11 protein-coding genes are annotated in these 12,274 nt (G+C 49.9%); 8 read left to right on the top strand and 3 right to left on the bottom strand.

What is annotated here, in order from left to right; genetic code table 11:
- The first annotated feature begins 122 nt into the window (after positions 1-122).
- From ACXX53_RS05640 to ACXX53_RS05620, 5 genes are all read left to right on the top strand, one after another.
- Positions 123-818, top strand: a complete 696-nt coding sequence (locus ACXX53_RS05640) for a response regulator transcription factor (protein WP_458567595.1) — start codon at positions 123-125, stop codon at positions 816-818.
- Between the two features lies 1 nt (position 819).
- The gene (locus ACXX53_RS05635; RefSeq protein ID WP_458567594.1) at positions 820-1,803 is read left to right on the top strand and encodes a sensor histidine kinase; all 984 of its coding nucleotides are present in this window, start codon (positions 820-822) and stop codon (positions 1,801-1,803) included.
- 159 nt (positions 1,804-1,962) lie between these two features.
- Positions 1,963-2,733, top strand: coding sequence for an ABC transporter ATP-binding protein (locus tag ACXX53_RS05630; RefSeq protein ID WP_458567593.1), 771 nt, complete (start codon positions 1,963-1,965; stop codon positions 2,731-2,733).
- Complete coding sequence (locus tag ACXX53_RS05625; RefSeq protein WP_458567592.1) at positions 2,708-4,630, top strand: FtsX-like permease family protein; 1,923 nt, start codon at positions 2,708-2,710, stop codon at positions 4,628-4,630. Before ACXX53_RS05630 ends, ACXX53_RS05625 begins: the two co-directional genes overlap by 26 nt.
- Before the next feature lie 836 nt (positions 4,631-5,466).
- Positions 5,467-5,712 carry a hypothetical protein gene (locus ACXX53_RS05620; RefSeq protein WP_458567591.1) on the top strand — a complete coding sequence of 82 codons (246 nt, stop codon included), beginning with the start codon at positions 5,467-5,469 and terminating at the stop codon, positions 5,710-5,712.
- A gap of 90 nt (positions 5,713-5,802) precedes the next feature.
- Here the strand turns inward: ACXX53_RS05620 and abc-f are convergent, their stop codons facing one another.
- From abc-f to ACXX53_RS05605, 3 genes are all read right to left on the bottom strand, one after another.
- Positions 5,803-7,722, bottom strand: a complete 1,920-nt coding sequence (gene abc-f / locus ACXX53_RS05615) for a ribosomal protection-like ABC-F family protein (protein WP_458567690.1) — start codon at positions 7,720-7,722, stop codon at positions 5,803-5,805.
- 110 nt (positions 7,723-7,832) lie between these two features.
- Complete coding sequence (locus tag ACXX53_RS05610) at positions 7,833-8,003, bottom strand: RAxF-45 family protein (RefSeq protein WP_458567590.1); 171 nt, start codon at positions 8,001-8,003, stop codon at positions 7,833-7,835.
- Positions 8,004-8,153: 150 nt separating this feature from the next.
- Positions 8,154-9,044 (bottom strand): helix-turn-helix domain-containing protein, encoded by an 891-nt coding sequence (locus ACXX53_RS05605; RefSeq protein ID WP_458567589.1) that lies wholly within the window; start codon positions 9,042-9,044, stop codon positions 8,154-8,156.
- Between the two features lie 123 nt (positions 9,045-9,167).
- Between ACXX53_RS05605 and ACXX53_RS05600 the strand changes: the two genes are divergently transcribed.
- The 3 genes from ACXX53_RS05600 (at position 9,168) to ACXX53_RS05590 (ending at position 12,050) form a co-directional block, all read left to right on the top strand.
- Positions 9,168-10,175, top strand: a complete 1,008-nt coding sequence (locus tag ACXX53_RS05600) for a Gfo/Idh/MocA family protein (protein ID WP_458567588.1) — start codon at positions 9,168-9,170, stop codon at positions 10,173-10,175.
- Complete coding sequence (locus ACXX53_RS05595) at positions 10,172-11,161, top strand: Gfo/Idh/MocA family protein (RefSeq protein ID WP_458567587.1); 990 nt, start codon at positions 10,172-10,174, stop codon at positions 11,159-11,161. Before ACXX53_RS05600 ends, ACXX53_RS05595 begins: the two co-directional genes overlap by 4 nt.
- Positions 11,162-11,339: 178 nt before the next feature.
- Positions 11,340-12,050: a hypothetical protein gene (locus ACXX53_RS05590; protein ID WP_458567586.1), complete on the top strand. Its 711-nt coding sequence runs from the start codon at positions 11,340-11,342 to the stop codon at positions 12,048-12,050.
- Positions 12,051-12,274 lie beyond the last annotated feature (224 nt).

The following is a 12,274-nucleotide window of genomic DNA, read 5'->3' as shown; positions in this document are numbered from 1 at the left end:
CCGCGTATTTTGACGATTCGATGGATGCGGCAAGGAGATTATGGTAAAGTGTCCACCATAGGGAACATCAAGCTGTGACGAATGAACCCCAAGCGAAACAGCAACAAAAGAGGTGTGCTGACATGAACAAAATTATGATCGTTGAGGATGATTCCAAGATTGCGGAGCTGCTCCAGTCCCATATTCAGAAGTATGGTGATGAAGGCATTATCGTAACTGATTTTCAACACGTCCTCCAACAATTTCAACATATTCAACCGCATATCGTGCTGCTGGATGTGAATTTGCCGAGCTATGACGGTTACTACTGGTGCAGACAGATTCGTACGATCTCCACTTGCCCAATCATCTTCATTTCTGCGCGCAGCGGGGAGATGGATCAGGTAATGGCACTCGAGAGCGGGGCAGATGATTACATACCTAAACCGTTTCATTATGAAATCGTGATGGCCAAGTTACGGAGTCAGATTAGGCGAGTATACGGCGATTATGCGACGAAAGAACGGGTTATTGAGCAGTCGGGACTGCTGCTCTATCCTGAGCGTTTGGAGCTGAAGCTGAGAGAGAAGTCAGTTATGCTGACTCGCAAAGAAGCGCTTCTATTAGAAACGCTGATGAACAATTCCCCCCGAATCATAAGCCGGGAAGCCATATTGGACAAGCTGTGGGATGACTACAATTATGTCGATGACAATACCTTAAGCGTTAATATTACGCGTGTTCGCAAGAAGCTGTGTGAGCTCGGCATTCATGATGCTCTTGAAACGGTACGCGGAGTCGGCTATCGTCTCCATATGACCTGGGAGGGCGATGTGTGACATGAGGCTGTTTATACGAGAGCAGCTGCCATTGATCGGCTTCAATATTGTACAAATGCTCGTCGTGCTGCTCGTTTATTGGCTGGACGGCTATGATCGGTGGGCAACAGCGTTGTATGCGATGTCGCTAGGGCTATTCATCACTTTCATCTACTTATGCTATCGCTACATCAGCCACCGGGAGTTCTATCGCAGCTTGTCAGAGCCGGACAAACTGCCATCGGATGCGCTTAAACGAAGCGGTGCCCCTTTATCCGCAGCATTGAACGAGCTGCAGACTGTACAGCATCGGGAATACAAGCAGCAGCTACGGACATGGGAACGCGAAAAGAAGCAGTATCAAGATTTCATCAACCAATGGGTGCATCAGATGAAGACGCCGCTGTCTGTTATTGAGCTCATCACGCAAGACGGCGACGATCCTAGATTCGAGAGCATCACAGAAGAAACCGATCGTCTGCGCCATGGTTTGGAGATGGTGCTGTATATGGCGAGACGAGATACATTTGCTGAGGACTTTCACGTGCACAAGGTTAGCCTTAGAAAGCTGGTCAATGAAGTAATTCAGGACAATAGGCGTTCTTTCATTCGCCATTATGTATATCCCGAGATTGAGATCGATGACAGCATCACGGTTGAAACGGATGCCAAATGGCTGCGCTTCATCGTGCAGCAATTGATATCGAACGCGATTAAATATTCTGCGGGAAGCCGTGAAAAAGTGACGTTGAAGGCGTATCCGCAAGAACGAGCGGTTATTCTCGAAGTGATTGACCGCGGCGCAGGCATCCCGCAATCAGATCTGTCGCGAGTCTGGGACGCGTTTTACACAGGGGAGAATGGCAGAGTATACAAAGAGTCTACTGGTATGGGACTCTATTTGGTTAAGGAAGCGATTGATCGTCTGCACCATCAGATTGAATTGGAATCAACCGTAGGCGCAGGGACAACCGTTCGCATTCGATTTCCATATGCGGGGAAATAGATCCATAAGGGCAGTCTCATAGGAGGCTGCCCTTTTCTATACCGTATCTTACACAGCTGTAAGATTCACGTCAGAGAGAATGATATGAACATCTTCCAGATTCATATAGACTAGGGGTAGACGATATAAGAACGTATGGGATTGAAAGGAGAACGTATGATGGAAATATTAAAGGTCCGCGATCTATGCAAAACATATAATGAAAAGATACCTTACGAGGCGCTGTCGGGTATCGACCTCACGATAAACAAGGGGGAGTTTGTCGGCATCATGGGACCCTCTGGCAGCGGAAAGACGACGCTTCTTAACTTAGTGTCCACGATTGATGCTCCTACATCAGGGGAAGTCAGCATCGAAGGGCAGAACCCCCATCTGCTGAAGCCGGATCAGCTGGCTCTATTTCGCAGACGTGAACTAGGATTCGTGTTTCAAGCCTTCAACCTGCTGAATACGTTGACGGTGAAGGAGAATATGATGCTGCCGCTCACGCTGGATGGCACAAGCCTCCAAGAGATGAAGTCGCGTGTCAATGCAATCGCAGAGAAGCTTGGGATCGCTTCGATTCTGGATAAGCGGACGTTCGAGATCTCTGGCGGACAAGCTCAACGGACAGCGATCGCGAGAGCGCTGATTCATCATCCGAAGCTGGTGCTTGCGGATGAACCGACAGGCAATCTGGATTCCAAGTCGGCACGCGATGTGATGGAGCTGCTCTCGGCGATGAACAAAGAGCAGCAGGTTTCGATCATGCTCGTCACGCATGATGCGATGGCCGCGAGCTATTGCGACCGTGTCGTATTTATTAAGGACGGCAAATTCCACAATGAGATCACTTGCGGTGACAATCGCGAGGTGTTCTACCAGAAGATCATTAACGTGCTGTCGCTGTTGGGAGGCTATCGACATGACTTTTCGCCAGTTCGCGTTTAACAATGTCGTTCGCAATAAGCGAATATATTTAGCGCATTTCTTAAGCAGTTCATTTTCCGTCATGGTCTTCTATATCTACGCACTGCTGCAGTTCCATCCGAAGCTTCAGGGGGAGCTCTCTTCTACGAGCGAAACGCTAAGCACCTTGGGAATGATAGGGATGCAGGTGTCACAGATCATCATCTTCATATTTTCATTCTTCTTCTGCTTGTACTCGGTCAGCGCTTTTCTGAAGACCCGCAATCGAGAATTCGGCATCCTCATGATGCATGGGATGTCACCGCGCCAGCTGCATAGACTTGTGTTCATCGAAAATTTAATTATCGGAGCGGCATCTATCGTGATGGGGATTGGGATTGGTACTGTATTTGCGAAGCTCATTCTGCTAGTGGTAGAGAATATTCTTGCGATCGATAATGGGTTAGCTTTCTATGCGCCATGGGCGCCGATGCTGACGACGACGGTCGCATTTGCGGTGTTGTTCCTCATCGTGTCGCTGTTCACTTCACGGAAGGTGAAGGTAGGGCAGCTTGTGGATTTGTTTAAATCCGAGGAAAAACCGAAGCCTGAACCGAAGGCGTCACTTATGCTCTCGATGCTCGCTGTTCTCTTTATATTGGCTGGGTATGGGATGGTGTTTTATTTTGCAATAAATAGAATGTTCTCTTTCCCACTGCTATTCTCAGGCGTTATTAGTGTCATTATCGGCACGTATTTTCTGTTCACCCAACTAAGTGTATATGTGATTCGAGCTATGAAACGCAATGAAAAGGTGTTCTTCAAACGCATCAATGTGTTGGCTATATCCGATCTGGCGTATCGGATGAAGGATAATGCGACGATGTTCTTTATGATCGCGATTGTGTCTGCGGTGGCGTTCACAGGGATCGGCACGGTGCTGGCGTTAGGGGACCCTGGCCTCGCGGAAATGGAGAATCCGTATGCCTTTATATACAGCAGCAGCTCGAAAAATAAAGCTGAGGAGCAGGATGTGCAGCTGATTCAGCAGTTGCTGGAGGATGGAGGCTTCGCATATGAGATGTTGGAGGTGAATTCTCGCCTGAATCAAAATCCGTGGGTTCCTATAAGTCTGAGTGATTACAATCAGATAGCAGAGTTGCTGGGAATAGAGCAGATCGCGGAACTGGACGATGGGGAGGCGGTGCTTGCTCCGTCCTACATCATGATGCAAACCGACTGGATGAAGGAGGAGAACTGGCCTAAGGATATTGAGATACTGCAGGACGAGTGGAGTCATACGTATGAAGTGTCACGAGTGATAAATGAAATTATTCTGCCTGAGGGAGCAGCGGTTGCAATAATATCGGATGCCGCATTTGCGTCCATTCCCGATGGTGGAATCGGAACGGATCGATATATCTTGTTTGACGTTCCGGACTGGAAGGGGACTAGGGAGATTGCGCAGACGCTCATCAAGGAGATCAATGAAGATGAGACACGTACGGAGTTTTCGCCTTATGTAACACAGCTGGTGCTGGAATGGCTGAACAACAAGCAGGGTAACGGACTGCTGTTCATCGTGAGCTCGATGGTGGGCATCGTGTTCTTTACGTTTGGAGCCAGCTTCTTGTATTTCCGACTGTACACGGATCTCGAGCGGGATCAACGGCAGTATCAATTGATTAGCAAATTGGGTCTGACGAAGCGGGAGATGAGCCGTACCGTGACGCGCCAATTGATGCTGATGTTCTTCCTGCCGCTATTGATGGCCCTGGTGCACAGCGGCGTGGCATTTGCGGCGCTGCAGGAGCTGGTAAACTTCTCGGTGTACGAGAATTCCGTCATGATCTTCGTATCGTTCATTACGATTCAGATTGTATATTTTCTCGTCATCCGCTGGAGCTACTTGCAGCACATGCGGCTGGCAATGAGATAAGTTCAGAAAGACAGCAGTCCTGGGGGAGGGTGCCCGTTCCCTCTGGGTTGCTGTCTTTCTTATGTGCGGGGCGGTGGACCCACAGGCCGTTATTTGCTCCCAAACGACGCATTATCGCTCATTTTGATGTAAATAAGGGCTGCTGTGTCCGCCAAACTTCAAATTTGCTTCAAAATGCAAAAATAGCGGCTTCTGTGTCCGGTTGATCGGTGAACCGTCTATCTAACTGTCTCGGACTAACTAGAATTGCGACTTTAAGTGCGAGGTGGACACAGGTTCCGCTATTTGTGACAAAATGGGCTATATCACCGTTCTTGCGGACCGTGGTTCCGTTATTTACTCCGAATCGACGCATTATCGCTCATTTTGATGCAAATAAGGACTGCTGTGTCCGCCAAACTTCGAATTTGCTTCAAAATGCAAAAATAGCGGCCTCTGTGTCCGGATGATCGGTGAACCGTCTATCTAACTGTCACAGACTAACTGGAATCGCGACTTTATGTGTGAGGTGGACACAGGTTCCGCTATTTGTGACAAAATGGGCTGTTTCACCGTTCTTGCGGACCGTGGTTCCGTTATTTGCTCCCAATCGACGCATTATCGCTCATTTTGATGCAAATAAGGGCTGCTGTGTCCGCGAAACCTCAAATTTGCTTCAAAATGTAAAAAATAGCGGCCTCTGTGTCCGGTTCGACGATTTGTGACTGATGCATCGAGCTATTACTTGGCGTATTATCGAATTATGGTATGGAAGGAATAGGTATGTCGAGAGTCGAATAACATGAACTTGATTGGAAAATGAAGGGTAATACCATAGTGGGGAGGATGGGACAATAGTGAGTTTATTATTTTTACTAATGATTTGTCTTGCCATATCAGTCAATCTATCGTTGTTGGCAACTAGTAGATCAAGATCGCTCACAGATGTGCTGCTCTTATCTGTTTTGCTTGTCTTAACAGGCGGATTCTTGTTACTCGACCGGAGCATAGGCGATAATGATATCTTCATGGTAATCAATTATGGACTCATATTTACTGGCTTAATGACAGGCATACTTAGCTTTATCTTAAAGAAGGGTTGAGCCTACGGCCATCTTCCTTTCATTAGTACGAAGTAAAAGCTCAGAATAGGGAAAGAGCATTCCCCTTTCCCCATTCTGAGTACACACATCTTACGACGAAGTTGAGGATTCCATCCACTTCTCGTATAGGGAATTTAGCTTGGCTTGCAGCAGCTCGCGCTCTTCGTACAGCGTCGCGAGCTTATCTGGGGAAGCGGCATTGGCCGGCTCCATCATGGTCTCGTCTATCGAGCGAAGCTGATGTTCGAGCTCGCTGATCTCTTGCTCAAGGCGTTCCAAGTTGACTCCATCCCGTGTGGAATGCCCTTGGACTTGGCCAACCTGAGCCGAATCAGCCTTTAGTCGCGGCTCAGGTGCAACTGCTGGTGCAGATGCCAACAGCATCTGCTGCTTCTCTTTATAGTGCTCGAAGCCGCCGGGCGTGCTTATTAGGCTGCCATTTTCCAGCGCCCAGATCTTGTGAGCGATACGATTAATGAAGTATCGATCATGCGACACGGCAAGCACGGTGCCGGGGAAGTCCTCCAGCGCTTCTTCGAGCGCTTCGCGCGAATCGATATCGAGATGGTTCGTCGGCTCATCGAGCACGAGCAGATTCGGCTGCTCGTGCATGAGCAGCGCGAAGCGCAGGCGGCTCCATTCGCCGCCGGACAGCGAGCGCACCGACTTGAACACGTCGGCGCCGCAGAAGAGGAAGCGGGCGAGCCGCCCGCGCGCTTCGCCTTCCTCCATGCCGACGGCATCGCGGTAGTACGCGAGGACGGTAGCACCTTCGTCCTCGGGCGCGGCCTCCTGCGCCAGGTAGCCGACGGCTACGCGCGAGCCGAGTTTCACCTCGCCCGCGTCCGGCGCGATCTCGCCCAAGATGCACTTCAGCAGCGTGCTCTTGCCGGAGCCGTTTGCCCCGAGGAGCGCCACGCGCTCGCCGTAGCGCAGCAGCTCGCTCGCGCCCGAGAAGAGCGTGCGGTCGTCGTACGACTTGCCGACGCGATCAAGCGTCACGACCTGCACGCCGGAACGGTCGCGCTGGTTCAGGTCAAGCTCCATCGCCCTGCGCTCCATAATCGGGCGCTTCAGCTTCACCATCCGATCGAGCGCCTTCTGCATCGAGGCGGCGCGCCGGTACAGCCCAGGGTTCGGCGGGTTGGCGCGGTTTGCCCATTCGATGAGCTGTTTAATCGACTCTTTCATCTTCTTAATCTTCTTCTGCTGCTCTTTATAGTCCGCAAATTGCTGCAGCAAACGGGCTTCCTTCTCTTTCTGATAGTCCGAATAGTTCGTGTAATAGGTGATGGCTTCGCCATCCTCCAGCTCGATAATCTTCGTCACGACGCGATCGAGGAAGTAGCGATCGTGCGAGATGACGACAACCGTGCCGCTGTAGGACTGCAGGAATTGCTCCAACCACTCGATCGCATGCATATCGAGATGGTTCGTCGGCTCATCCAGCAGCAGCACATCCGGCTCTTCGAGCAGCATAGCGGCGAGGCCGACCTTGGTCTTCTCGCCGCCGGACAGTTCTGCGAACGGCCGCGCGAGCTGCGCCTCCGGTATCCCTAGCCCGGAGGCGACTCGCCCCAAGCGCGCGTCGAGCTCATAGCCGCCCGCGCGCTCGAACCGCTCCTGCAGCTCGCCGTAGCGGCGCAGCAGGTCCGCGAACTGCCGCTCATCGCGGCTCGCCTGCGGGTCGCTCATCAACCGCTCGAGCTCCTGCATCTCGCGCTGCCAGCGCTTCGGCTCCGCAAATGCACGCTCCAGCACATCCCGCACCGTCGCGGCCTCCTCCGCGTGCGGCACCTGCTCCAAGTACCCGATGCGCGCGCCTTTCTTGATTGCAATTTGCCCGGCATCGGGCTTCTCGCTGCCGTTCAGCAGCTGGAATAGCGTCGTCTTGCCGGTCCCGTTGCGACCGATTAGACCGACTCTTTCCTGTTCTCCTATCTCAAAGGTAACATCTAGAAGCACTGCGGTTGCTCCATAGCCCTTTTTCACCTGTTGACATTGAATCATGATCATCTGAATCGCCCTCTCTATTGATGACCATCTGCCGAGCCCGCGATAACACAAAAAGGCCGCAGGGAAATGTCCCCGCAGCCTTGTCGATAAACAGAAAAGATCCGTTAAGGCAGTGACAGGATGGTCATTTCGCTTGAATGTGAATGTGGTATGGAATTGCTGAAAATGGACATACGTATCCCGTTAACGAGCCCATCATGAAAAATTCCGCGCAGCTGCGTACGAAGCGCATCCAGATTCAAGCTTCTCAACCACGACGATATGTTTGTGTTCATCCTGTCACACCTCCTTCTTCTACAAAGATATGTTCACCTTAGCATAGCCTCTCCCACACTTACAAGCGGCAAACGTGGAGACAATGATTATAGTTAAAGTTTACAACTGGCGATCAAGCGATTAGCTATTCTCATCCAGGCTAATTCAGGCTAATTCTCAAGCATCTTCTCCAAATATTGCTTCGGCGTGCACTGATTATACCTCTTAAACAGCTCATAAAAATGAGCCATATTACCGATGCCCACGGATTCAGCAATGTCCTGAATCTTGCGCTGCTCTGTCACGAGCAGTCGCTTCGCATAGGAGATTCGTTTGCGATTGACGAAGTCTGTGAAGCTGACTCCCATTTTGCGCTTGAAATACTTGGAGAAGTACGTGTAGCTCATCCCGGCAATGCGGCATACCTCCTGCATATCGATGCGATCCGTCAGATGCTCCTCCACATAGGCAACCACAGGTCGAATAACAGCGGCGTCTATCTCGCCATATGACTGCAGCTTGCCTACCGTATCCTGACGAAGCAGCGTCAGCATAAGATGCTGAATATGCATGCTGACCGCGATCTCATAGCCTTTGCGAGGGGACATAACCTCATCATGAATAGACGTGATGATTCTTCCAACTTCCGACCGGACCTGCTCATCGGCAAATATATAGTTCAACTCATCCAACGGCTCCTGAACCTCGGCAAAATGCCCGTAATACATCATGATCGCGGGATCAAAATAAGGCTCCAAATCCACATGCAGCACGATGAAGCTCAACGGCTCATCGCTGATTTTACGTGGACGATGCAATTGCGAGGAACCGAGCGCCACGATATCACCAGGCCCAAGAGTATAAGTCCGATCTGGTGTTTCCATCTCGTGAATACCGTGCTCCACTAATATGAATTCAATTTCTTTATGATAATGCCATGGCATAGGAACTTGCGAAGACGCTGTGCTAAAAGGATCGATAAAGCGCCACACTTTCATGCGTAATGCGGAATGTTGATAGATGATCGGCTCTTGATAGATTTCCACTGCTTCAGCTCCCATTCTTGGCAATGGCTAATTTGGATACAAACTGCATAAATGCCCGCATTTACGAGCGGTATATGAAAAGTATATCGTATAGGAGAAGATGGATTCAACGAAAACGAAGAGAAGCGAGGTGCGATTGTGAAAATAGCGATCGTTGGCTGTGGGGGAATGGGGCATGTGCATGCATTTGCCTATCACAAGATGCCTGATGTGGAATTGACGGCAGTATGCGATATTATTCCGGAGCGCGCTGCGGATATAGCGGATCATACAGGAGCAACTGCTTATACCTCTATCGATGAAATGTTGGCTAATGCGGAGTTCGATGTGATTAGCGTAACTGTACCGAGCTATTTACATAAGGAAATGGCGATCAAGGCGGCTGAGGCCGGCAAGCATGTTATTAGTGAAAAGCCGATTTCCTTATCGCTCGCGGATACACAAGAGATGATGGACGTCTGTGAACGCAATGGAGTACGTTTGTTTGTAGGTCATGTGGTTCGATTCTTCCCAGAATATGTGCAGATCAAGCGGGCTGTTGATCAAGGTAAGCTGGGACAACTCGGCGTCGCCCATACGAAGCGGAGCGGGGCTCATCCCGGAGATGTGTCTTCGTGGTTCCGGGAAGAGGATAAGAGCGGCGGCGTTATTCTAGACTTGATGATCCACGACATCGATTATCTCCGGTGGACGGTAGGCGAGGTAAAGTCGGTCTATGCGCTGGGTCATCGTACAGATGAGCTGGAGTTTGCCTTTGTAACTTTGCGTTTTGAAAATGGGGCTATTGCGAATCTGGAAGCATGCTGGGGATACCCTGGGGAGTTCCATACAGCGATTGAGATCGCTGGCAGTGGGGGTGTAGTTCGCAACAATAGCGAGAAGTGCCATTCGCTCTCGATTCGACAATCATCGGTGCAGGAGAAGGCGGGCAAGTTTGTGGCGGTTCCGCAAAGTCCTGGCTACAAGAACCCGTACGAGCTGGAGTTGGAACATTTTATCGGATGTATTCGGACAGGACAAGAAGCTGTTGTAACAGCTCATGATGCATATAAAGCGCTTGAAATTGCAAATGCCGCGGTGGAATCGCTGCGTACTGGAAAAGTCGTGGCACTTGCTGCGAGCGTTGAGGAAGGGGTGTCAAAATGAGTATATTGAAGGTTGGCTTTATCAGCTTTGCGCACGGTCATGCTTTTTCTTATCTGGAAGGCTTCCGATCGCTCTCGAATGTAGAGATTGTTGGGATCGCGGATGAGGTAGAGAGCCGTGTAGTGGATGTAGTTGCGCGCTATCAGATTCCTTACTATTCGGATTATCGCGAGCTGTTGGCAAGCGATGTCGATGCGGTTGTTATATGCTCGGAAAATGTGTACCACGCGGAGCTCACGATTGCGGCTGCGAAGGCAGGCAAGCATGTGATGTGCGAGAAGCCGCTCGGCATCTCGGTAGCGGAGATGGAGGCGATGATCGCAGCTTGTGCGGACAACGGTGTTCAGCTGATGACGGCGTTCCCTTGCCGCTCGCTGATTGCGGTCGTTCGTGCTAAAGAAGCGGTGGATCGCGGCGATATCGGGGATATTATCGGGATAAAGGGGACGAATCGCGGCACGATGCCGGGCGGCTGGTTTGTGGATCCGTCGTTGTCCGGCGGCGGCGCCTTGTTGGATCATACCGTTCATGTAGTGGATCTGATGAACTGGTTTACGGGCTCGAAGGTGAAGGAAGTGTTTGCGCATGCGGGCACGATCTTTCATAAAGGCTTACCTGTCGATGACGCGGGGATGATTCATGTTCGATATGAAAATGGCGTGTTCGGTGTTCTGGATACGAGCTGGTCGCGTCCTTCTACTTTCCCTACATGGGGAGATGTGACGATGGAGATTATCGGCACGAAGGGTGTCATCAATGTTGATTCCTTTGCCCAGAACAATGAGCTGTTCAGCGATGCCAATGGCAAGGGCACGTGGGAGTTCTGGGGCGATTCCATGGATGACTACATGGTTCGCGACTTTGTTGAAGCGCTGCTCGCCGGCAAGTCTGTGCCGATCACAGGCGAGGACGGCTTGCGTTCCGCGCAGGTCGCGCTTGCAGGCTATAAGTCGATTGAGCTGGGGCAGCCAGTGACAATCGCCTAATGCTTTAGGCCGCTCTCCTGCCACCGTTGAGGTGGTGGGGGGCGGTTTTTTTGCGCTATGCGGGGCTCCGTGGATAGTGAAGAAACATTTCTATTTATTGCAGGTATATCCATTTGAGTTTGCTTACTATTTACAATAATGGAGGCTGCTAAATGAAAAAAGAATTGTATTAACTTCGATGTTGCTTCTTATCTTAGGATCAAATGTATCGGCTTCTAATACTGTCAGTCTTCACGAATTCAAAGGAAACATTTATTGGGATGGAAACCGGATAGACAATAATACGAAAACACCTTTCTTACAGAGTAATGGAGCTGTCTATGTCCCTATTCGCTTGCTGGAAAATACAAATGCTGGTGTAGTGAGTTATGAATCTAAAACTAACTCGATTTATTATGATTCTTTTGACACATTAAGTTCTCATGTCAGATCAATTACGCATAATCAGAATAAAGATGACCTATTTCAACTTAGAATTAATAGCAGTAAGGAAAAATATAACGCAGGAGAAGAACTGCAAATATGGGCTTCTTTAGATGTTATTGGAGACGAGGACGTGAAGGTGCTCCATTTAAATCCACTAGTTATATTTTATATAAAAGATAGCAATGGAGTAACGATAACAGAGCCTACAACTCTCAACATGCAAAGCGACTTATTCAAACCCGGAGATCAGATCATAAGAACTTGGAACGGGATGTTAGCTAATAACTATTTATCAGCTGAGATTGGTGATGAAAAAAATACAAATGCAAGACCTCTTCGGCTGCCTAAAGGTGAATACACGATTGGTGCAGAATTAAACTACTCTATATCTGATGATAGTCAATTAGAGAATAACGCTGAGCAATATAGGCTTGAAACTAATATCCCAATCAAGATTGAATAACAATAAATGCACATACACCAAATGGTGAAGTTTTGGCCTGCCCAGCGTGCTGAGACGTCGAAAACCTGCATCTCAGCCTCCAAAAGGTGCCGTCCAAGCTCCCGCAGCGGTCCGAGACGTCGAAAATCAACGTCTCAGCCCCGAAAGTGGCTCGAAAATGAGCTGAGACGTCGAAAAACTGCATCTCAGCCTCCAAAAGGTGCTGTCCGAGCCCCCACAGCAGT

The organism is Paenibacillus marinisediminis (genome assembly GCF_054343325.1).
This window is presented reverse-complemented; position numbering and strand designations above follow the sequence as displayed.

Bases quoted from the DNA above. Each gene is read 5' to 3' on its own strand.
- ACXX53_RS05640 (WP_458567595.1), top strand. From the start codon at position 123: ATGAACAAAATTATGATCGTTGAGGATGATTCCAAGATTGCGGAGCTG.
- ACXX53_RS05635 (WP_458567594.1), top strand. From the start codon at position 820: ATGAGGCTGTTTATACGAGAGCAGCTGCCATTGATCGGCTTCAATATT.
- ACXX53_RS05630 (WP_458567593.1), top strand. From the start codon at position 1,963: ATGGAAATATTAAAGGTCCGCGATCTATGCAAAACATATAATGAAAAG.
- ACXX53_RS05625 (WP_458567592.1), top strand. From the start codon at position 2,708: ATGACTTTTCGCCAGTTCGCGTTTAACAATGTCGTTCGCAATAAGCGA.
- abc-f (WP_458567690.1), bottom strand. From the start codon at position 7,722: ATGATTCAATGTCAACAGGTGAAAAAGGGCTATGGAGCAACCGCAGTG.
- ACXX53_RS05610 (WP_458567590.1), bottom strand. From the start codon at position 8,003: ATGAACACAAACATATCGTCGTGGTTGAGAAGCTTGAATCTGGATGCG.
- ACXX53_RS05605 (WP_458567589.1), bottom strand. From the start codon at position 9,044: ATGGGAGCTGAAGCAGTGGAAATCTATCAAGAGCCGATCATCTATCAA.
- ACXX53_RS05595 (WP_458567587.1), top strand. From the start codon at position 10,172: ATGAGTATATTGAAGGTTGGCTTTATCAGCTTTGCGCACGGTCATGCT.
- ACXX53_RS05590 (WP_458567586.1), top strand. From the start codon at position 11,340: ATGTTGCTTCTTATCTTAGGATCAAATGTATCGGCTTCTAATACTGTC.